The 21,345-nt window shown below is 69.5% G+C and carries 17 protein-coding genes and 1 pseudogene; 6 read left to right on the plus strand and 12 right to left on the minus strand.

The window, feature by feature from the left end:
- Positions 1-29: 29 nt before the first annotated feature.
- Positions 30-1,214 carry a DUF6456 domain-containing protein gene (locus IC63_RS09780; RefSeq protein WP_036719620.1) on the minus strand — a complete coding sequence of 395 codons (1,185 nt, stop codon included), beginning with the start codon at positions 1,212-1,214 and terminating at the stop codon, positions 30-32.
- A 204-nt stretch (positions 1,215-1,418) separates the two neighbouring features.
- Between IC63_RS09780 and IC63_RS09785 the strand changes: the two genes are divergently transcribed.
- Positions 1,419-1,748, plus strand: a complete 330-nt coding sequence (locus IC63_RS09785) for a DUF6477 family protein (protein ID WP_036719622.1) — start codon at positions 1,419-1,421, stop codon at positions 1,746-1,748.
- Positions 1,749-1,769: 21 nt separating this feature from the next.
- On the opposite strand, the gene IC63_RS09790 is transcribed toward IC63_RS09785, so the two are convergent.
- On the minus strand, positions 1,770-3,266 hold the full coding sequence (locus IC63_RS09790) for a helicase HerA-like domain-containing protein (RefSeq protein ID WP_232222576.1): 1,497 nt from the start codon (positions 3,264-3,266) through the stop codon (positions 1,770-1,772).
- A gap of 613 nt (positions 3,267-3,879) precedes the next feature.
- Here IC63_RS09790 and IC63_RS17495 point away from each other — a divergent pair.
- Complete coding sequence (locus tag IC63_RS17495) at positions 3,880-4,827, plus strand: invasion associated locus B family protein (RefSeq protein ID WP_084115711.1); 948 nt, start codon at positions 3,880-3,882, stop codon at positions 4,825-4,827.
- A 92-nt stretch (positions 4,828-4,919) separates the two neighbouring features.
- On the opposite strand, the gene IC63_RS09805 is transcribed toward IC63_RS17495, so the two are convergent.
- From IC63_RS09805 to IC63_RS09830, 6 genes are all read right to left on the minus strand, one after another.
- Positions 4,920-6,416 (minus strand): DegQ family serine endoprotease, encoded by a 1,497-nt coding sequence (locus IC63_RS09805; RefSeq protein WP_408633553.1) that lies wholly within the window; start codon positions 6,414-6,416, stop codon positions 4,920-4,922.
- Between the two features lie 395 nt (positions 6,417-6,811).
- Positions 6,812-8,050 carry a protease modulator HflC gene (gene hflC / locus IC63_RS09810; protein WP_084115713.1) on the minus strand — a complete coding sequence of 413 codons (1,239 nt, stop codon included), beginning with the start codon at positions 8,048-8,050 and terminating at the stop codon, positions 6,812-6,814.
- A complete protein-coding gene (gene hflK / locus IC63_RS09815) occupies positions 8,050-9,285 on the minus strand; it encodes an FtsH protease activity modulator HflK (RefSeq protein ID WP_036719628.1) in 1,236 nt (411 codons plus the stop codon). Before hflK ends, hflC begins: the two co-directional genes overlap by 1 nt.
- A gap of 70 nt (positions 9,286-9,355) precedes the next feature.
- On the minus strand, positions 9,356-10,735 hold the full coding sequence (gene gorA, locus IC63_RS09820) for a glutathione-disulfide reductase (RefSeq protein WP_036719630.1): 1,380 nt from the start codon (positions 10,733-10,735) through the stop codon (positions 9,356-9,358).
- Positions 10,732-11,460 carry a ribose-5-phosphate isomerase RpiA gene (gene rpiA, locus IC63_RS09825; RefSeq protein WP_036719633.1) on the minus strand — a complete coding sequence of 243 codons (729 nt, stop codon included), beginning with the start codon at positions 11,458-11,460 and terminating at the stop codon, positions 10,732-10,734. Before rpiA ends, gorA begins: the two co-directional genes overlap by 4 nt.
- A 96-nt stretch (positions 11,461-11,556) precedes the next feature.
- Positions 11,557-12,720: an ABC transporter substrate-binding protein gene (locus IC63_RS09830; RefSeq protein WP_036719636.1), complete on the minus strand. Its 1,164-nt coding sequence runs from the start codon at positions 12,718-12,720 to the stop codon at positions 11,557-11,559.
- 157 nt (positions 12,721-12,877) lie between these two features.
- On the opposite strand from IC63_RS09830, the gene IC63_RS09835 reads away from it, so the two are divergent.
- The 3 genes from IC63_RS09835 (at position 12,878) to IC63_RS09845 (ending at position 16,434) form a co-directional block, all read left to right on the plus strand.
- The gene (locus tag IC63_RS09835) at positions 12,878-13,831 is read left to right on the plus strand and encodes a TAXI family TRAP transporter solute-binding subunit (RefSeq protein WP_036719637.1); all 954 of its coding nucleotides are present in this window, start codon (positions 12,878-12,880) and stop codon (positions 13,829-13,831) included.
- A gap of 189 nt (positions 13,832-14,020) precedes the next feature.
- Positions 14,021-16,069 (plus strand): TRAP transporter permease, encoded by a 2,049-nt coding sequence (locus IC63_RS09840; protein WP_052042082.1) that lies wholly within the window; start codon positions 14,021-14,023, stop codon positions 16,067-16,069.
- The gene (locus IC63_RS09845) at positions 16,066-16,434 is read left to right on the plus strand and encodes a DUF1850 domain-containing protein (protein WP_036719639.1); all 369 of its coding nucleotides are present in this window, start codon (positions 16,066-16,068) and stop codon (positions 16,432-16,434) included. Before IC63_RS09840 ends, IC63_RS09845 begins: the two co-directional genes overlap by 4 nt.
- Before the next feature lie 76 nt (positions 16,435-16,510).
- Here IC63_RS09845 and IC63_RS09850 read toward each other — a convergent pair whose 3' ends face one another.
- The 3 genes from IC63_RS09850 to IC63_RS09860 form a co-directional block, all read right to left on the minus strand.
- The gene (locus IC63_RS09850) at positions 16,511-17,608 is read right to left on the minus strand and encodes an ABC transporter ATP-binding protein (RefSeq protein WP_036719669.1); all 1,098 of its coding nucleotides are present in this window, start codon (positions 17,606-17,608) and stop codon (positions 16,511-16,513) included.
- A 74-nt stretch (positions 17,609-17,682) separates the two neighbouring features.
- Positions 17,683-18,489, minus strand: a complete 807-nt coding sequence (locus IC63_RS09855; protein ID WP_036719642.1) for an ABC transporter permease — start codon at positions 18,487-18,489, stop codon at positions 17,683-17,685.
- Entirely contained in the window at positions 18,489-19,355 is an 867-nt protein-coding gene (locus IC63_RS09860) for an ABC transporter permease (RefSeq protein WP_036719643.1), read from the minus strand. The genes IC63_RS09855 and IC63_RS09860 overlap by 1 nt, the downstream gene beginning before the upstream one ends.
- A 286-nt stretch (positions 19,356-19,641) precedes the next feature.
- Between IC63_RS09860 and IC63_RS09865 the strand changes: the two genes are divergently transcribed.
- Positions 19,642-20,859: a TRAP transporter substrate-binding protein gene (locus tag IC63_RS09865; protein WP_084115717.1), complete on the plus strand. Its 1,218-nt coding sequence runs from the start codon at positions 19,642-19,644 to the stop codon at positions 20,857-20,859.
- A gap of 146 nt (positions 20,860-21,005) precedes the next feature.
- On the opposite strand, the pseudogene IC63_RS18810 reads toward IC63_RS09865, so the two are convergent.
- A pseudogene (locus IC63_RS18810) lies at positions 21,006-21,345 on the minus strand (hypothetical protein); the annotation flags it as partial.

Genomic DNA, 21,345 nt, shown 5'->3' on the forward strand with positions numbered 1-21,345 from the left:
ACCGGGCCCCTTTGCGGCCGCCGCACGGGTCAGCCGATCAGCGGGCTGCCGTTACCATAGCGTTCGCGGTAGAACCGTTCCAGCCGCATCAGCGCCAGCCGGAGCACCACCTTGCCCGACCGCGCCGACCAGCCGAGCCGGCGTTCTGTCATCTCGATCCCCTCCAGAAAGCAGCAGACCCGCAGCACCAGATCGCCCATGCCGGGCCCCAGGTCGCGCAGGGCCTCGGCCACCCGCCGGCGCGCCGAATCCGACCCGCCGCCGGCGCCGGCGGAAAAGCTCGAATCGATCCCCGCGGTCATGAAGCCGTCCCAGTTCTGGGTCACCCGCGGACCCATCTGGGCCAGCTCGAAATCCTCGCGCAGCCGTTCCCCCGCCGCGACCAGGCTGGGGTCCAGAAACGGCTGCCCGTTCGCGTCCCGCCGCCGCGCCAGCACCAGCAGCGGGCTTTCGGCGATGTTCACGCGCATCCGGCGCATGCCCTCGCCGTCGGGGTTGTCCAGATGTCGGTCCTCATAGATGCGATGCGCCTGGGCGGCCGCCGGCCCGATGTCGGGGGCGGCGACGAAGCCGGCCTGCGCCTCGGCAAAGCCCGCGCCCTGGGCCTGCACCGGCGTGGCCTCGGCCTCGGCCACGCCGCCCGCCTGCGGCAGCCCGGCAAAGCGCCCCGCCATCATCGACTTGAGCGCCGCGCGCCCGGCCGAGGTGATGGCGTGGCGGGTGATGCGCCCCTGCCCCACCATCGCCACCCAGCCGCGAAGCGCCAGGAACTCGGCCAGCGCCCGGTCCAGGATCGCGGTCCGGATGTCGGACCGGGTGACGATCGCCTTGTCCATGCCCTCGGCCACGGCCAGGATCGCGCCGGGTTCGGCAAGCCGGCGCAGGACGCGGCGGATTTCCGACTGGTCGGCCGCCGAGCGGCCGAAGTCCCGGGCCGAAGCTGCGTCGACCGCGCGGTCGACAAGCGGGTCGTCGCGGCGGTTCTCGAACCGGCGGATGCGGCGCAGGATGGTCGAAGCGTGGCAGCCGGCCTCGCGGGCCAGGGCGCGAATCGTCTCGCCCCCCTCGCAGTGCCGGAGGTAGAGCTGCGCGTCTTCGGGCAGGTTCGCCGCCGGCGCAGCCGGTCCTGCCGCGCCGGCGGCGGATAGCTGTGCGCCGCCGTCTGCCAGCGAAACCGCAGCGGCATCGGCGAAATCACCCGTCAGTATCGTCATCGTTTCATGTCCTCATGTCGGTGGGCCAGCCGGCCCCGGGGCGTTCGAGCCTGTCGAAAAGGACAGGTCGGCGTTCACTTCCGTTATGAGGCGCTAAGAAACCCTAAAGAGAGTTAACCGCGTCGCGCGCTGCGGCCGGACCCGGCGCAACATAGGCACGGCTGAGGCAGAAAGGTGGCGTTATCCCAGCGGCGGAGAATTCCGATGAGCCTGATGTCCAATATCCTTGCCTTCCCGCTGCGCCCCGTCGTGCAGCCGCTGCGCCGCCCTGCCACGCTGGTCCGCGCCGCCGTGGCGGGACAGCCGATGTGGCGGCGCGACCGCGATCTGCGCCGCGTGCTGCGCAGCGACGCGATCCCGGCGCCGGGTCACGCCCTGCCGCGTCTGCGGGCCGAGGAGGATCGGATGAACGCCGCCCGCCAGGAGGGTGCGGCCGAATACGACATGCACCTGCACGTGCTGCTGATGATCGCGATCCTCGCGGAATCGCGCATCATCCCGGTCCCCGGCCCGCAGCTGCGCGCCGTGACCTGAAAACGGGGCGGGCGACCGCGGCTACTTGCCCCGGAACAGCGACCCCAGCACCCCGCGCACGATCACCTGGCCCGCCTTGCTGCCGATCTGGCGTGCCATGCTTTTCCCGAATGCCTCTGCCATCGAATCGCCGCGCCGGGCGGGCGTGGCGCTGCGCGCCTCGATCTGGATGCCGGAGTTATAGCGGCGCGCGCCAGTGAAGCCGTCGGATTTCCTCATCGCGAACAGATCGGCGTCGGCCGCGGCCTTCTCGGCGGCGGCGGCCTGTTCGGCGGCCTCGGCCGTGCGCCGGGCCAGTGCCTCATAGGCGCTGTCGCGGTCCACCGTCTCGGCGTATTTCATCGCCAACGGCGACAGCTGGATGATCCGCGCCCGCTCTGCATCGGGGATCGGTCCCAGCTGCGACAGCGGCGGCCGGACCAGCGTCCGTTCCACCATCCCGGGCGCACCCTTGGCCTGCAGGAACGAGGTCACCGCCTCGCCGGTGCCGACATGCTGGATCGCATCGGCGGTGTCGAAGGCCGGGTTGGCGCGATAGTTTTCCGCGGCCTGGCGCAGCGCCTTCTGGTCCTTGGCCGTAAAGGCCCGCAGCGCGTGCTGGACGCGGTTGCCCAGCTGGCCCAGCACCGAATCGGGCAGGTCGGCGGGGTTCTGGGTGATGAACCAGACGCTGACGCCCTTGGAGCGGATCAGCCGGGCGACCTGCTCGACCTTGGCGACCAGCGCCGGCGGCGCGTCGGCAAACAGCAGATGCGCCTCGTCGAAGAAGAAGGCGAGCCGCGGCTTGTCGGGGTCGCCCACCTCGGGCAGCTGCTCGAACAGTTCCGACAGCAGCCACAGCAGGAAGGTCGCGTAAAGCCGCGGCGAATTCATCAGCCGGTCGGCGGCAAGGATGTTGACGATCCCCTTGCCCGAGGCGTCGATGCGCATCAGGTCGGCCAGCTCCAGCGCCGGTTCCCCGAACAGCCGGTCGCCGCCCTGTTCTTCCAGCACCAGCAGCGCGCGCTGGATGGCGCCGACCGAGGCGGTCGAGACGTTGCCATAGCGCAGGCTCAGGTCCTTGCTGTTCTGCCCGACCCACACCAGCATCGCCTGCAGGTCCTTGAGATCGGCGAGCGCGAGGCCGTCTTCGTCGGCCACTCGGAAGGCGATGTTCAGCACCCCCTCCTGCGCCTCGGTCAGCCCCATCAGGCGCGACAGCAGCAGCGGCCCCATCTCGGCCGGGCTGGTGCGGACGGGATGGCCCTTTTCGCCCCAGACATCCCAGAAGGTCACCGGGAAGGCCCGGTAATCCAGCGGCGCCCCGATTCGGGCGGCGCGTTCGGCAAAGGCCTTGGCCAGCCCCGGATCGTTGCCGCCCGCCGCGGCGATGCCGGCGAGGTCGCCCTTGACGTCCGACAGCACCACCGGGACGCCGGCCAGCGACAGCGCCTCGGCCAGGATCTGCAGCGTGACGGTCTTGCCGGTCCCCGTGGCGCCGGCGATCAGCCCGTGGCGGTTGGCGTATTTCAGCAGCATCTGCTGGGGCTGCGCATGGTCCGGCCCGCCTCCGCCGACGAATACGGTGCCCGCGTCGAAATCCACGATCGGATGCGATGCGGCCAGGGCCGGGGTCGGGGTCGGGGCACCCTTGGCCCCATCGGGTTGCGGAAGCGGCGGAGGGGTCGTTTCGGACACGGCGGGCAACCTGGTTCTAGGGAAACTCGATGCGCGCGACATACCGGCGCGCGTTCCGACAATACAAATTTAAGGTTTGTCTGCCAGAGTGATCGCTGTCGGATCATTCAGGGGCGGAAGGTCCGATGCTTCCTCCGTATCACCTGGCCGCGCCTTCGGGCGCGGCTTTTTTGATGACGCGCGACAGCATATGCGACATCGCCCTGATTGACGAATGTGACACGGGGGACTAACGTCCGGCGTCAATAACGGCCAAGTCCAACAGGGACGCGGGGGAGTGCTGCCAGAATGGCGCATTCCCCCATTTCCGTTCCACTCCCACCTTTGTCGCAGCCCGCGCGATGCGCGGGATTCCGCCGCGGGACCACCACGGAAAGGTTATTGATGCGGTCCTGACAGCGCCGTGTGGGCATGTTACCAGCGCGCCCAGCGCCTTCAGCCGAAAGGAACAGACATGGCTCGCACTTCTTCCGCCGTTCTCGCCGCCCTGCTCGCCGTCGCGCCGGTCGTGGCCGCGGTCGCCCAGACCGCCCCCGACAGCACCACCGCCACGCCGGTCGTGACGCCCGAGACCGCCGCTGCTGCCGATGCCACCGCTGCCGGCGCTGCCGCCGAAGCGGCGAGCGATGCGGCCGCCGCGGCCGACGACGCCGCCAAGGCGGCGACCGGCGCCGCCCAGGCCGGTGCCGATGCCGCCACCGCCGCAAGCGATGCGGCGACTGCGGCCGCTAGCGATGCGGCGGCTGCCGCCACGACCGATGCCGCCACGGGCACCACCGCCGCCCCGGTTGGCGCCACGCCGACCGCCACTGGCACCACCGCCGCACCCGCAGCGCCCGCCGATACCCCGGCCGCCGCTGCCCCTGCCGCCGATGCGGCGACTCCGCCGGCCGCCGGCGCGCCCGCTGCCGGCGCAGCCCCTGCCCCGGCCGCCGACCAGGTCGGCGCCTACTACAACAAGTCGACCCATGACGCCTGGCTGCTGCGCTGCCTGAAGACGCAGGACGGCAAGGACCCGTGCGAGCTGTACCAGCTGCTCAAGGACCAGGCCGGCAAGTCGGTGGCCGAGGTCTCGGTGATCCCGTTCACCGGCGAGGCCGCTGCGATCATCAACTTTGTGGCTCCGCTGGAAACCGATCTTCAGGCCGGCCTGGGGCTGCAGATCGACGCCGGCAAGAACAACGCCTATCCGTTCCTGGTCTGCGCGCCGGTCGGCTGCGTGTCGCGGATCGGCCTGACCGAGGCCGAACTGGGGCGGTTCAAGAACGGCAACAAGGCCACTGTCTCGCTGCTGCCCTTTGGCGCCGATCCCAAAGCGAACCTGGTCAAGCTGGACGTGTCGCTGAAGGGGTTCACCGCCGGCTTCAACGCGCTGCAAGAGGTCGTGAAGGCCAACCAGTAAGCGGCTGGGCCAGGCAGAAAAGAAAGGGGCGCCCAGCGGCGCCCCTTTTTCCTTGTCACGTTGCGGGCCGCGTCATGCGGCCCGGTGCCCGATCACTTCCCGATCGTGAGCGCCACGAACCGCGGCTCGCCGTCCCGCCGGATCAGGACCAGCAACGACTGGCGGCCGGCCTCTTTTGCCTCGGCGATGCGGGCGTTCAGGTCGGCCAGGGTGGCGACGGGCTGCTGGCCCGCCTCGACGATCAGGTCGCCGCTGCGCAGCCCCTTGGCAGAGGCGTCGCTTTCCGGGTCGATCTCCTGCACCACCAGCCCGCGCGAGCCCTCGGGCACCCGCAGCCGCGCGGCCAGTTCCGGGGTCAGCGGCGCCAGCTTCATGCCCAGCACCTGCTGGCTGGCCGCGCCGCCCGGCCCGGTCGTTCCGTCGGGCGTGGTCCCCTGCCCGTCGGCATCGGCCAGCTCGCGCCGGCCCAGGGTGACCTTCAGTTCGACCGGCTTGCCGTCGCGCTGGACGGTGACGTCCACCGCCTCGCCCACCGGCGCGTCGGCCACCCGGCGCACCAGGTCGCGCGTGTCGGCCACGTCACCGCCGGCAAAGCGGGTGATGACGTCGCCGGCCTTCATCCCGGCATCGGCCGCCGGGCCCGCCGGCACATCCGTGACCATCGCCCCCGCGTCAGAGGCGAGGCCCAGCGAATCGGCGATGTCCTGGGTAACGTCCTGGATCTTGACCCCCAGCCAGCCGCGGCGGGTTTCGCCAAAGTCACGCAGCTGGTCGACGACCTTGGTCACGACGTTAGACGCCATCGAGAAGCCGATCCCGATCGAGCCCCCGTTCGGCGACAGGATCGCGGTGTTCACGCCCACGACCTCGCCGTTCATGTTGAAGAGCGGCCCCCCCGAGTTGCCGCGGTTGATCGCCGCGTCGGTCTGGATGAAGTCGTCATAGGTGCCGGTGAGCGCCCGGCTTTTCGCCGAGATGATGCCGGAGGAGGCCGACAGGCCCTGCCCCAGCGGGTTCCCCAAGGCCAGCACCCAGTCGCCGACACGCGCCTTGTCGCTGTCGCCGAACTTCACGAAGGGCAGCGGCTTTTCCGCCTCGACCTTCAGCACCGCGATGTCGGTGGTCGGGTCGGTGCCGATCAGCTTGGCCGGCAGCTTGGCGCCGGAATAAAACTCGACCTCGATCTCGTCGGCGCCGTCGATGACGTGGTTGTTGGTGACGATCAGCCCGTCAGAGGACACCACGAACCCCGACCCCAGCGCGTTCGAGCGTTCGCGCGACATCGGACCCTGGTCACCGAACGGCGCACCGTCCTCGTCGAACGGGTTGCCCTGGTCCGGGCCGCCGGGCATGCCGGGGATCCCGAAGTCGCGGAACAGGTCGGAAAACGGGCTGCCATCGGGGAACATCGGCCCCTGGTTGACCGGGCGCGACACGACCGACGTCGTGGTGATGTTGACCACCGCGGGGCTGACCTGTTCCACGATCGAGGCGAAGCTGTCGGGCATCACCTGTCCGGCGGTCACCGCAGGCTTCTGCACGTCGATCGGCGCGTTGGCATTGGCGGCCTCGGGGACCTTGCCGGTCATCGGCTGGTCGGGCGTGGTGGTGGTTGCGGGCATGTTGCCCTGGGTCGCCGCCGGCGCCTGCGCCTGCGCGTCGTCCGCGGGCGGCACTGGCTGCGCCTGCTGGGCGATCGCCGGTGACAGGGCGAGCGTCAGCGCAAGCGCCGAGGCGGTGAGGCTCGGGCGCGGGGGTCTTACCTTGAGATTCATGTATGTTCTCCATGACGCTACCGGATCGGCTCCGGTCCGGCGGCCGGTTGGTTGTGGGCCTTAATGTGGCCTCTGGTTGCGCGATGGCAACAGCGGTCGCGTCATTTCGTCGTGACTGCGATCGTGATTTGACATGGCGCGCGGCAAAAAAAGGCGCGGCCGTTACGGGCCGCGCCTGTCATCTGTCGCATCCCGGATGGGACGCCCGATCAGTTCGCCGGCGGAGGCTGGTCCGTGGCCGCCGCCCCCGTCGCCGCCGGCCCCGTGACCGGGTCGTTAGCGGTCGCCCCGGCCGGCGTGTCTGCTGCGCCGGTCTCGGGCACCGTCCCCGCAGCCGTGCCGGTTGCAGGCGTCGCGGGCGCGGTCGTCGCCGGCACCTCGGCGGGGGCGACGACGGCCGTCGTCCCGTCGCTGGCCGGGCCACCTTCGGCGCGCGCCGCGGCCTCTGCCGCCGCGGCCGCTGCCGCCGCCGCCTGCGCTGCGGCCTGGGCTGCGACCTCGCTGGTCGAGGGGGCGTCCGGCGGCACCGCCGCTGCGACCTCGGGCGGGACACTGGTGGGGCCCACCCCGGGCGTCCCGGCGCCGCCTGCCCCCAGATAGCTGAAGAACTCACCCTCGGGGTTGATGACCAGAGAGCTGTTCTGCCCCTTCAGCGCCCGCTCGTAGGCGGTCATGGAACGGGTGAAGGCGAAGAACTCGGGGTCCTTGCCGAAGGCCTCGGCATAGATCGCGTTGCGCTGCGCGTCGGCCTCACCGCGGACGATCTCGGCCTTGCGGCGCGCGTCCGAGGTCAGCTCGACCACCGTCCGGTCGGCCGAGGCGCGCACCCGCTGCGCCGCCTCGCCCCCGCGGGCGATCTCGTCGGCGGCCTCGCGTTCCCGTTCGGCCCGCATCCGGGCGTACGTCGCGTTGAGGTTCTGTTCGGGCAGGTCGGTGCGGGTCAGGCGCACGTCGATGATCTGCACCCCCAGGGCCTCAGCCTCGCCCCGCGCGGCGTCGCGGATCTGGCCCATGAGGTTGGTGCGGTCCTGCGACAGCACGGCGGTCGAGGGCACCGAACCCAGCACCTGCCGGATCGCGTTGGTCAGGATGCCGGCGAGGCGGTTCTGGGCAAATTCGATCCCGCCCTCGCCGGTGGCGCGGCGGAAGGTCACCGCATCGGCCACCTGCCAGCGCGCGAAGGCGTCGACGACAAGGCGGCGGTCGTCCAGCGGCGTGACCTCCATCGGGTCGGTGGGCAGGCCGAGGATGCGCGCGTCATAGCGCACGACGCGGTCGATGACCGGCATCTTGAAGCCCAGCCCGGGTTCCTCGCGGACCGCGACGACCTCGCCAAAGCGCAGAACCAGCGCCTTTTCGCGGACGTCCACAATGTAGACCGAGGCCATGACGAGCAGCCCCAGGACGATCACCACGGGCAGGGCAAAGAAGGAAAGCGCGCGGCGCATCAGTTGCTCCCCGTCGGCTGGTTGCTGGTGGTGGGCGCGGCCTGCGGCTGCGCGGCGGGCGCGGCGGGGCGCAGCTGGTCAAGCGGCAGATAGGGCACGACGCCCTGCCCGCCCCCGGGCTGGTTCTCGATCAGCACCTTGTTCACGCCGCCAAGCACCCGCTCCATCGTTTCCAGGTACATCCGGCGGCGGGTCACGTCCGGCGCCTTGACGTATTCGTCATAGACCGAGTTGAACCGCGCCGCCTCGCCCTGGGCGTCGTTGACGGCCTGGGCGCGATAGGCCTCGGACTGTTCGACCAGCGCCGCGGCCTCACCGCGGGCATTGGCCAGAACCCGGTTGGCATAGGCGTCGGCCTCTTTTTCCAGCCGGTCGCGTTCCTGCTGGGCGGCCTGCACCTCGCGGAAGCTGTCGATGACCTCTTGCGGGGGGTCGGCGCGGCCCAGGTTGACCCGGACGATGTTGATGCCGGCCTGATAGCTGTCCAGCGTCTGCTGGATGGCGATTTCGGCGTCGCGCGCGATCTGGCCGCGGTCGCGGTTCAGGATCGGCGCCAGTTCCGACCGGGCCACGATATCGCGCAGGGCGCTTTCGGCCACGGCGCGGATGGTGCCTTCGGGGTCGGCGAGGTTGAACAGGAATTGCTCGGGGTTCGAGACGTTCCAGACGACCTGATAGCTCATGTCCACGATGTTCTGGTCGCGGGTCAGCATCAGCCCGCTGTCCAGCGCGTCGCGGCCCATCCCGATCTCGATCGTGCGTTCGCCGGTCACCGCCACGATCTGGCGGGTGATGAAGGGCCAGGGCGCAAAGTTCAGACCCTCGTCGCGCACGGCATAGGGCTTGCCGAACAGAAGTTCGACGGATTTCTCGCCGGTATCGACCTGGTAGAAGCTGGCGAAGGCCCACAGACCCGCCGCGGCGAGCGCGGCGATGCCCCACTTGCCGCGATCCATGCGCGGCATGGCCGGGCGGGGACCGCGCGGGCCGCCGGTGCGACGAGTGGCGTCATCGCGGCCGCCCATCAGGACGCGCAGCCGGTCCTGACCCTTGCGCATCAGCTCCTCGATTTCCGGGATCTGCGGGTCGGGGCGCTGGCCGCCCGAGGGCGGCTGCTTGCCGCCGGGCTGGCCCCAGGGGCGCTGCGGCTCTCCGCGTTCGGGGCGCGGCGATTGCGGGCGGTCGTCGTCGTTTCCGCCGCCTGCGCTGCCGCCGCCCCAGGGTCCTTGTGCCATCCTCAAGCCTTTCGTCAGAAGTCCCGTTGTAACTAGGGGCTAACCCCGCCGGAACAAGGGCAAAGTGCCGTCAGACCACGGCGCCGCCGGCGCGCCGCACGGGCGTGCGCATGGTCACCAGCTCTTCGGCCAGGGTCGGGTGGACGGCCATCGCCGCGTCGAACTGTTCCTTGGTCGCGCCCATGCCCATCGCCACGGCGACCAGCTGGATCATCTCGCCGGCCTCGGGGACGAACAGGTGGCAGCCCAGCACCCGGCGGGTGTCGGCGCAGACGACCAGCTTCATCATCGCCCGCGCCTCGGACCCGGCGAACAGCGACCGCATCGGACGGAAGCTGGCCGCATAGACCTCGATCGGGCCCTGCGCGGCGGCGGCTTCCTCGGTCAGGCCGATGGTGCCCAGTTCGTGCGGGCGGACATAGACGGCGCTGGCGACCAGGTCGTGATCCACGCAGCGCGGCTGGGCGCCAAAGACGGTGTCGGCGAAGCTGTGGCCCTCGCGGATCGCCACCGGGGTCAGGTTCACCCGGTCGGTCACGTCCCCCACCGCAAAGATCGAGGGCACCGCGGTCTGCGACCAGCGATCGACCACGATCTCGCCCTTGCGGCCCAGCTTGACCCCGGTGTTTTCCAGTCCCAGCCCGGCGGTATAGGGGTGGCGGCCGGTGGCGAACATCACCGCGTCGTGGGTTTCGGCCGATCCGTCCTCGTAGGTCACGCGAATGGCGTCTCCGTCACGGTCCAGCCGCGCCGGGTTCGCGTTCAGCCGCATGGTCACGCCGATGTCTTCAAGCTGGTGCGTCACCAGCGCGCGGCATTCCTCGTCAAAGCCGCGCAGCAGCCTGTCGCCGCGATAGCACAGCGTGGTGTCGGACCCGAGGCCGTTCAGGATGGTGGCGAATTCGCAGGCGATGAAGCCGCCGCCGACGACCAGCACCCGCCGCGGCAGGGTTTCCATCGTGAACAGGTCGTCCGAGATCATCCCCAGTTCCTCGCCCGGGATGCCGGGCAGGCTGGGGCGGCCGCCGACCGCGATGAGGATGTGCTTGGCGGTGAAGCGCTCGCCGGTCGACAGTTCCACCGTATGGTGATCGACCAGTGTGGCGCGGGCGTGGTGGATGTCCACCCCGGCCGCGGTCAGGCCGCCCTCGTAAAGACCTTCCAGCCGCGACAGTTCGTCGTGCAGTTTGTCGCGGAATGCGGGCCAGTCAAAGCGGCCCGCGGTCGCCTCGGCCCAGCCATAGCCCCGTGCCTCGGCCGCGGCGGCGGGGGCGGTCGAGGCAAAGATCATCAGCTTCTTCGGCACGCAGCCGCGGATGACGCAGGTGCCGCCCATGCGGCTTTCCTCGGCGATCCCCACCCGCGCGCCGTGCTGGCTTGAGGCGATGCGCGCCGCCCGGACCCCGCCCGAGCCGCCGCCGATGACGAACAGATCATAGTCGAAGCTCATGCCACGCCCTCGATCCGGGTCAGTTCGATCACCGACCCGTCCGGGCTGCCGATCAGGGCCAGCTGGCACATGTTCAGAAACAGCCCGTGTTCCACCACGCCGGGGATGGCGGACAGGCCGCGCGCCAGCTGGGCCGGGTCGCCGATGCAGTCCAGCGACAGGTCGAGGATCACGTTGTCCTCGTCGGTGCGGAACACAACGCCGTCGCGCTGGCGCAGCAGCATCGGGCGCTGGCTGAGCCCCGCCGAATCGAGCAGGCGCTGGATATGGACCCGCGTCACCTCGAGCCCGAACGGGATCACCTCGACCGGCAGATGGAACGCGCCCAGCGTTTCGACCACCTTGCCGGGATCGGCGATCACGACCATCCGGTCCGAGGCCGCGGCGGTGATCTTTTCGCGCAGATGCGCCCCGCCGCCGCCCTTGATGAGGTTCAGGTCGGGGTCGATCTCGTCGGCGCCGTCGATGGTCAGGTCCAGCCAGCCGATCTCGTCCAGCTCCTCGATCCGCAGGCCCAGCTGCCCGGCCAGGTCGCAGGTGGCGCGGCTGGTCGCGGCGCAACGCAGGCGCAGCCCCTCGGCCCGCACCCGTTCGGCCAGCCGGTGGACCATGAACACGGCGGTGGAACCGGTGCCGAGCCCCAGCCGCATCCCGTCCTGCACCAGCGCCACGGCGGCGCGGGCGGCGGCGTCCTTGGCCGTGTCTGATGGGGAAAGCTCGGGCATGGCGCCGCTCCTTTTGTCGGTGGTGTCGGGGATATAGCGGCGATCACGGCCGGGTGCGAGAGGCAGCCGGCCACACGCGCCCGTCGCGGCGCGGGGTCAGGCCTTGCCGGGATCGGCGACCGCCTCGAAGCTGTGGAAGGGGACGTTCCACAATTGACCGCCCACCTCCTCGACCCGCATCATGTAGACGGTCTGCACGATGTCGCGGGTCGCCGGGTCGATCCGGATCGGGCCGCGGGGCGACTCGAAGGCCATGCCCTTCATCGCCTCGACCAGCCCCTTGCCGGTCGCGTCGCCGCCGGTCTTCTTCAGCGCCTCGAACAGCAGATGCGCGCCGTCATGAGCGGCCACGGCCATGAAGTTCGGCCGCATCCGGTAGCGTTCCATGAATTCTGTCACGAAGGCGCGGTTCGTCTCGGACGGCAGCGCGGCGCTGTAGTGAAGGCCCGTCACCAGCCCCAGCGCGGCGTCGCCCATCTGCGGCAGCACGATGTCGTCGGTCACCGACCCGTCAGCGACCAGCCGGATGCCGGACTTGTCCAGCCCCCGTTCCACCCATTGCTTGAGGAACGGCGCGCCCACGCCCGAGGGCAGGAACACGAACAGCGACTGTGGGCGGGCATCGGCGACCCGCTGCAGGAACGGCGCGAAATCGGGGTTCTGCATCGGCACCCGCAGGCTTTCGGTGATGGTGCCGCCGGCCTCGGCAAAGACTCGGGCAAAGGTCTTTTCGGCGTCCTGCCCCGGCCCGTAGTCCAGAACCAGCGTCATCGCCTGGCTGAGGCCGTCGCCGGCCATCCAGCGCGCGATCACGCTGGTCACCTGCGGCGTGGTGTAGCTGGTGCGCACGATCATCGGCGAGGCCTCGGTCACCGACGAGGTCGCGGCCACCATCACGATCTGCGCCACCCCGGCCCGCGCCGACACCGGCGCGACGGCCAGCGCTAGCGGGGTCAGGCCAAAGCCGCCCAGCACCTCGACCCCGCCCTGGGTCACCATTTCCTGGGCGATGCGGCGGGTGGTGTCGGCGGTGCCGGCATCGTCCTGCACCACCGGCTCGATCCGGCGGCCGGCGACGCCGTCGCCGTGGCGTTCGAGATACAGCCGGAACCCGGCCTCGATCTGCTGGCCATAGGCGGCGAAGGGGCCGGTCAGCGGCAGGATCAGCCCGACCTTCAGCGGCGCGTCCTGCGCCAGCGCCGGCATCGCCAGACCCGCGCCCAGCGCGGCGGCCCCGGTCAGAAGGCTGCGTCGATCCATGTCTCTTTCTCCGCCGGATCCCAAATCGGCGCGACTATGCCGCGGGCGGCGGGACGGCTGCAAATGCAAACTTGATCCGCGCGCACCCCTGCCCCATGGTGCGCCGGTCACCGCGACACCACGACCGCGGACCAGCCAACAGACGGAGGAGAAAGACATGCACCTGACCCGCCTCATCACCGCTGCCGCGACGGCCGCGACCCTGGCCGCGGCGCCGCTGACCGCCTCGGCGGCCGAATTCATCAACGTCCTGACCGGCGGCACCTCGGGCGTCTATTATCCGATGGGCGTCGCGATGTCGGAGATCTGGGGCAAGGGCATTGCCGATTCCCGGGTCCAGGTGCAGGCCACCAAGGCCTCGGTCGAAAACCTTAACCTGCTGCAGCAGGGCAAGGGCGAGGCCGGGTTCGCGCTGGGTGACAGCGTGCAGATGGCGTGGGAAGGCAACGAAGAGGCCGGCTTCAAGAGCAAGCTCGACAAGCTGCGCGCCATTGGGGCGATCTATCCCAACTATATCCAGATCGTCGCGGCCAAGGATTCCGGTATCGCCAGCCTTGCCGACCTCAAGGGCAAGAGCCTGTCGGTCGGCGCCGCCAAGTCGGGGACCGAGCTGAACGCCCGCGCCATCCTGGGCGCGGCGGGCATGTCCTACGAGGATCTGGGCAAGGTCGAATACCTGCCCTTCGCGGAATCGGTCGAACTGATGAAGAACCGCCAGCTGGATGCCACCCTGCAATCGGCGGGGCTGGGCGTGGCCTCGCTGAAGGACCTGGCGACCTCGACCCCGATCACGGTGATCCCGGTGCCGGCCGACCTGGTCGGCAAGCTGGGCGGCGCCTATCTCGAAGGCAATATCCCGGCCGGCACCTATACCGGCCAGGACGCCGACGTGCCGACCGCGGCGGTCACCAACATCCTCGTCACCCATGACGGCGTCCCCGAGGAAACCGTCTACCAGATGACCAAGCAGCTGTTCGAGAACCTCGACACGCTCAAGGCCGCCCATGCCGCCGGCAACTCGATCGACCCGGCCAAGGCGGCCGAGAACCTGCCGATCCCGCTGCACCCGGGGGCCGAGCGCTATTACAAGGAAGCCGGCATCCTCAAGTGAGGCGCCAGGCCGGCGCGCGCCCCAGTCGCGCGCGCCGGATTTCCATCCGGGGCGGGCGCAGACAGCGCGGCCCCGCGTCTCGTTTCGCCAAGGCGCTTTCCCATGACCCATTCGCCCCTGCCCCACGCCGATCCCGGCCATCCCCACCGGCTGCCGCCCGATGCGCGCGACCTGGCGATCCACGATCCGATGGCCGAAAGCTTTCCGCCCGGGTTGCAGGGGCGGCTGCTGTGGGCGATCGCCATCGCCTTTTCGGTGTTCCAGATCGCCACGGCCGCGCATTTCGTGGATTTTCCCAGCCAGGTCGTGCGCGCGGTCCATGTCGGTTTCCTGATGCTGCTGGTGTTCCCGCTCATCGCCAATGCGCGCCGCGCCGGGCCGCTGGTGCTGGCCGCGGCATGGGCGCTGGCGCTGGCCGGCGTGGGCGTGGCGCTGTATCAGTGGCTGTACTACGACGAACTCCTGCTGCGCGCCGGCGATCCGAACCGGACCGACATCATCGTCGGCATCATCGCCCTGGTCACCGTCTTCCTCGCCGCCTGGGCCGAGATGGGGATCGCGCTGCCGCTGATCTCGGGCGCATTCCTCGCCTATGCGCTGTTCGGCCAGTATGCGCCGGGACTGTTCCAGACCCGCGGCTATGACCTCAGCCAGGTGATCGAGCAGATGGCCTTCGGCACCGAGGGCATCTACGGCATCCCGATCTATGTCAGCTCGTCCTACATCTTCCTGTTCATCCTGTTCGGGGCGTTTCTGGAAAAAGCCGGGATGATCAAGCTGTTCACCGACGTCTCGCTGGGGCTGGTCGGGCATCTGCTGGGCGGGCCGGCCAAGGTCGCGGTGGTCAGTTCGGCGCTGATGGGCACGATCTCGGGCTCGGGGGTGGCCAACGTCGTCACTACCGGCCAGTTCACCATCCCGCTGATGAAGCGCTTCGGCTATCGCGCGGCCTTTGCCGGCGGCGTCGAATCCACCGCCTCGATGGGCGGACAGCTGATGCCGCCGGTGATGGGCGCGGTGGCCTTCATCATGGCCGAGACACTGGGCGTGGAATATATCGAGGTCATCAAGGCCGCGATCATACCCGCCATCCTGTATTTCGGCGCCGCCTTCTGGATGGTCCATCTCGAGGCCGGCAAGCGCGGCCTCGTCGGCATGTCCGAGGCGGACCTGCCCTCGCCCCGCCGGGCGCTGATCGAGGGCTGGTACCTGCTGCTGCCGCTGGCCGTGCTGGTGTGGCTGCTGTTTTCCGGGACCACCCCGCTTTACGCGGGGACCATCGGGCTGGCGCTGACCATCGTGCTGATCCTCGGCGCCTCGATCGCGCTGGGGATGCCGGCCGGGGTGATCCGGGCGATCGTCTGGATCGGGCTCGGGCTGGCCTGCGCGTGGATCTTTTCCAACGACCTGCGCTATGCGATGCCGCTGGTGGGCGGGCTGGTCGGGCTGCTGGTGCTGGCCAACCTGCTGACCCGCGGCGGGCGAGAGACGTTGCGCATCTGCGTTGACAGCCTGGCCGACGGGGCCAAGACCGCCCTGCCCGTCGGCGTCGCCTGCGCGCTGGTCGGCATCATCATGGGCACGGTCACGCTGACCGGGGTCGCCACCACGCTGGGCAGCGTCATCGTGTCGCTGGGCCAGGGCAACCTGTTCCTGTCGCTGCTGCTGACGATGGTGACCTGCATCGTGCTGGGGATGGGGATCCCGACGATCCCGAATTACATCATTACCTCGACCATCGCCGCGGCCGCCCTGCTGCAACTGGGCGTGCCGCTGATCGTCAGCCACATGTTCGTCTTCTACTTCGGCATCCTCGCCGACCTGACGCCGCCGGTGGCGCTGGCCTGCTTTGCCGCCGCGCCGATCGCGCGGGAAAGCGGGCTGAAGATCAGCTTCGAGGCGCTCAAGATCGCCGCGGCGGGGTTCGTCGTGCCGTTCATGGCGGTCTATGCGCCGGCGCTGATGCTGCAGGATGGCGGGCCCCTGGCTGCGGCGATCGGCTATTGGCCGGCGGTGGCATATATCTTCGTCAAGACCGTGCTGGCGATGGGGCTGTGGGGCATCGCGGTGATCGGCTGGATGAACCGCCTGCTGGTGCCGTGGGAGCGGGTGCTGGCGATGCTCACCTCGTTCACCCTGATCTATGCCGCGCCGTGGAGCGACGGGGTCGGCGTCGTCCTGGCGGCTCTGTTCATCGGCTGGATGTGGACCACGCTCCGCAAGGCCCGCACGGCATGAGCGCCTGCCTGATGACCGGCGCCCTGGCGCTGGCCGTCCATGGCGGCTTCACCCTGGGCTGGACCCATTCCGTCGAACGGGTCGAGTGGCGGGAAACCTGGCGGGTCGAGGGCGGCCGGCTGCACCTGATCGAGGCGCGTATCCGCGGGTCGGGCGCCGGGATGGAACCCGGCGAGGGGTCGGTCTGGCGCGACGGCTGGTGGGTCTGGCAGCCCGACGTCTCGCTGCCCGCGCTGACCCTCGCCGCATCGGGCGCGACCGGCGGCGGCTGGCAGCTCTGCACCGATGCCGGCTGCCGCGAGCTGGGCCGGGAGCCCGGCCCCGGCACTACCCTGCGCCCCTGCCCCTGGAGAAACGGCCCCTGACGACCCGGCCCCATCGGGCGGTCAGAAATATCCCGGGGTGAGGCGCGGCACGCGCCGAGGGGCAGCGCCCCTTTCCTTACCGGAACAGGATCAGCGACCCCGGCGACCACCCGACGCGGACCCGCGTGCCCAGGTCCGGCAGCTCGCGGCCAAACACGTTGCGCATCGAGATGCGGATCTCGTGCGGCTGGCCGCCGAACGTGTCCGGGCTGTCCAGGATCACGTCGTAATAGCTCATGTCGCCGTAATAGACGACCTCGTCGATGATCCCCTCGGTCACCCGGTCTGTCGCCGGCGCGGTGGCCGCAAGCAGCGTCACCGCCTCGGGGCGGAAGCCGATCGAGGGCGCCGGATCGCCCGGATCGGCGTGGCTGACATTCGCGGCCGGGATCTCGACCTGGCCGAAGCCTGGCGCCTCGACGGTGACGCCGGTGGCGGTCTCGCCCAGGATGCGGGCGGGCATGAAGTTCATCACCCCGATGAAATCCGCCACCCGCCGGCTTGCCGGACGGGTATACAGCTCCTCGGCGGTGGCCAGCTGGGCGATGTTGCCCTCGAACATGACGGCGATGCGGTCGGACATGACCAGCGCCTCTTCCTGGTCGTGGGTGACCAGCACGAAGGTGATGCCGACCTGGCGCTGCAGCTTGATCAGCTCGACCTGCATCTGCTCTCGCATCTTGCGGTCCAGCGCCGACAGCGGCTCGTCCAGCAGCAGCACCTTGGGTTTCAGGATCAGCGCGCGGGCCAGCGCGACCCGCTGCCGCTGCCCGCCCGACAGCGCGTGGGCGGCACGGGCGCCGTAGCCCTTGAGCCCCACCATCCCCAGCGCCTCATCGACCGCCGCCGCCTTTTCGGCCCGCGAGCGGGGATCGCGGCGCAGGCCGAACGCCACGTTGTCGGCCACCGTCAGATGCGGGAAGATCGCATAGGACTGGAACACCATGTTGGTGGGCCGGGCGTTCGCCGGCACCCCGGCCATGTCCTTGCCGTCGATCAGCACCACGCCCGAGGAGATGTCCTCGAACCCGGCGATCGTGCGCAGCAGCGTGGTCTTGCCGCAGCCCGAGGGGCCCAGCAGGGAAAAGAACTCGGCCTCGTGGATGGTCAGGTCGATGCCGCGCAGGGCGTGATAGTCGCCATAGTATTTCTGCACGCCCCGGCACTGGATCATCGGCTTGCGGCCGGCGATGGGGGTCGGGCGGCCTTCGGCGTCGCGGGCAGGGGCATAGCTCGTCATGGGGGTGGTCAAATGAAACCTCCGCTGTCCTTCTGGCCGGTGCGGGCAACGCCGCGGCGGCGGAAATATTCGGCGACCGTCAGCAGCAGGATCGACATCGCCACCAGCACCGTTCCCAGCGCCATGATCATCGGGATCGACTTGGGGAACCGCAGCTGGCTGAAGATATAGGTCGGCAGCGTCGGCTCGTTCCCGGCCAGGAAGAAGGCGATGATGAATTCGTCCAGGCTGATCGTGAAGCTCATCAGCATGGCCGAGATGATGCCGGGCATCACCAGCGGCAGGATCACCAGGCGAAACGCGCTCAACTTGGTTTCGCCCAGGTCCTGCGCGGCTTCCTCGAGCGAGCGGTCCAGCGACGAGAAGGCGGTGGTCAGGATCGCAACCGCGTAGGGCATGCAGATCAGCGTGTGCCCCAGGATCACCGTGAACACCGACAGCGGGATGCCGATCCCCAGCAGCACCACCAGCAGCGAGATGCTGACGATGATCTCGGGCAGCACCAGCGGCAGCATGATCAGCCCCATGATCGGCCCCTTGCCGGGGAACGCAAACCGGGTCGAGGCGCGGGCCGCGAACAGCCCCAGGCAGGTCGCGAACACGGCCGAGCTGACCGCGATGGTCAGCGAGTTCAGCATCGCCCGGCGCAGCGTGGCATTGCCCCACATCTGCGCGAACCATTCAGTGGTGAAGCCCTTCAGCGGAAAGGCGATGATGGTGCCCGAGTTGAACGCGAAGACCGGCAGCAGCAGGATCGGCGCATACAGGAACAGCAGATAGGCGATCGCATACGCCCTGAGCCCACCGCCCCGCATCAGCGCATCCTCAGGAAGCGGCGGTTGAGGAACAGGAACACCAGCGCCAGCACGGTCACGATCAGCATCGCCGTCACCGCGATGGCCGAGCCCAGCGGCTTGTTGTCGATGTCCAGCATCTGCGCCTGGATGAGGTTCGCCACCATCGGGATCTTGCCGCCGCCGATGATCGTGGGCGTCACGTAGTCGCCGATGGTGGGGATGAACACGATCAGCACCGCCGCGAGCACGCCGGGCATCGCCAGCGGCAGGGTGACGCGCCAAAAGGTCATCAGCCGGCTTTCGCCCAAGTCGCGCCCGGCTTCCAGCAGCGAGCGGTCGATCTTTTCCAGCGCCACATAGATCGGCAGGATCGCGAACGGCGCATAGGCATGGGCCAGCGTCGTGATGATCGACCCGGTGTTGTACAGCAGGAAGGTGAGCGGCTGGTCGATCAGCCCCAGGCTCTTGAGACCCGAGTTGATGACCCCGTTATGCCCCAGGATCACCTTCCACAGGAATACCCGGATCAGGTAGCTGGTCCAGAACGGGATGGTGATCAGGAACAGCCACAGCGACTTGTGGTCCGGCCGCACGACGAAGGACAGGAAATAGGCAACCGGAAAGGCCAGCGCCACGGTGACCACGGTGACCATCCCCGCGACCAGCAGCGACCGCAGCATCAGCGTCCGAAAGATCGGATCAGCCCAGACCGCGCGATAGTTCTCGAACGTGAACTCGCGGATAATCGTCTGATAGCCGTCCTTGAAGAACGAAAATGCGACGATCGTCAGCAGCGGCACCGCCAGCATCAGCAGCGCATAGATGAAGGGCGGGGCGACGATCCGCAGCCCCTGCGCCGATTCCGATCCGCTGGCTGAGGCCATGCATTCCTCCGGGTTCCGATCGCATCAATTCCATAGGCTTGCGCAAAGGAAAAGCCGTTTTCGCGCCCTCGCCCAGGGTTTCGGCGCGGCAGTTCAGGCGGCGCGAGGCTCTGGCGCGAAACCGGGCAGAAACCGGGGGTGGGAAGGCGCTCCGAACGGCGCAGGAAAAAGGCCTTGCTGACCTTATCGACGTCTCGACAGGGGCGCGACGCCCGTGCAATCTTCCGATCGCATCTAGACGGAGCGCGGCGCACGCAATGCCGCGCCCGCGACAGTGGAGGACCAGATGACCCAGAAGACCCAACTCGACCGCCGGTCGTTCCTGACCCGCGCGACCGTGGGCGGCGCGGCCGCCGCCGCCGGCGCGACGCTCGCCGCCCCCGCCATCGCGCAGGAAGCGCCCACCATCAACTGGCGCGTCGCGTCGTCGTTCCCCAAGTCGCTGGACACGATCTATGGCAGCGCCGAGGACGTGGCGACCCGGCTCAAGGAAGCGACCGACGGCAAGTTCACCCTGCAGGTGTTCGCGGCGGGCGAGCTCGTCCCCGGGCTCGAGGCGATGAACGCCACCTCGAACGGCACGGTCGAGTGCTCGAACTCGGTCGGCTACTACAACTGGGGCAAGGACCCGGCCTTTGCCTGCGGCGCCGACCTGCCGTTCACCTTCAACGCCCGGTCCAAGGCGGCCTACAACTATCAGGGCGGCGGGATCGACACCTACAACGAATTCCTCGCCACCCAGAACCTGATCGCCTTCCCGGTCGGCAACACCGGCTCGCAGATGGGCGGCTGGTACCGCAAGGAAATCAAGTCGCTCGAGGACATGAAGGGCCTCAAGATGCGGATCTCGGGCCTCGCCGGCAAGGTGATGGAAAAGCTGGGCGTTGTGCCCCAGCAGATCGCCGGCGGCGATATCTATCCGTCGCTGGAAAAGGGCACCATCGACGCGGCCGAATGGGTCGGCCCCTATGACGACGAGAAGCTGGGCTTCCAGAAGGTCGCGCCCTACTACTATTACCCCGGCTTCTGGGAAGGCGGGCCGACGGTCGGCTTCTTCGTCAACCTGGCCAAGTGGAACGAGCTGCCGGAAAGCTACAAGTCGCTGCTGCGCACCTGCTGCCAGGCGGCCGACCAGAACACGCTGGCCAAGTACGACTACAAGAACCCGACTGCGCTGAAGAACCTCGTCGCCGCCGGCGCCCAGCTGCGCCCGTTCCCCGAGGACGTGATGGTCGCGGCCTTCGACGCCTCGCGTCAGATCTACGAGGAGCTGGCCGGCCAGAACGCGTCGTTCAAGAAGCAATGGGACGCGCAGAAGGCTTATCTGAACGACTGGTTCCTGTACCAGCAGACCACCGACTATACCTTTGACACGATGATGATGATCCAGCAGCGCAACAACAAGCTGGCCGCAGCGGATGCCGCGGCTGCGCCTGCGGCGGCCCCGGCGCCCGCGGCTCCGGCCGACGCTGCGGCGCCGGCGGCCGGGGCGGCCAAGCCCTGATCCTCTGGATCTGACGCGATCGAAGGCCGCCGCCCCTGACCGGGCTGCGGCCTTTTCATGCCCGCCCGAGCGGAGCGCGGCCCGCAAGCGAAAAGGGCGGCCCTTGCGGGGCCGCCCTGTGTCGTGTCGGTGGCCTGGGAACAGGCTCAGTTGGAGGCAGGCGCCAGCCCCGGAGGCGGGCTGGACAGCCCCGGCGCGGCCGGAGCAGCGGGAGCCGGGGCCGTGGCAGCCGGGGCCGCGGGTGCCGGCGTCGTGGGGGCCGCAGGAGCCGGGGCCGTAGAGGCAGGCGCGGCAGGGGCCGGGGCGCCGAAGTTTGGCGTCCCCAGACCGCCCAGACCGCCGCCCAGGCCACCCGGCGCAGGCGTGGCCGGCGCGGTCGCGGGGACCGCCGGCGCTGGCGCGGCACCGCCGAAGTTCGGCGCGCCCAGACCGCCAAGGCCGCCACCCAGCCCGCCGCTCGCACCCGGCGCGGGGGCGGACGTGGCC

The organism is Paracoccus sphaerophysae (genome assembly GCF_000763805.1).
Classification (GTDB): Bacteria; Pseudomonadota; Alphaproteobacteria; order Rhodobacterales; family Rhodobacteraceae; genus Paracoccus; species Paracoccus sphaerophysae.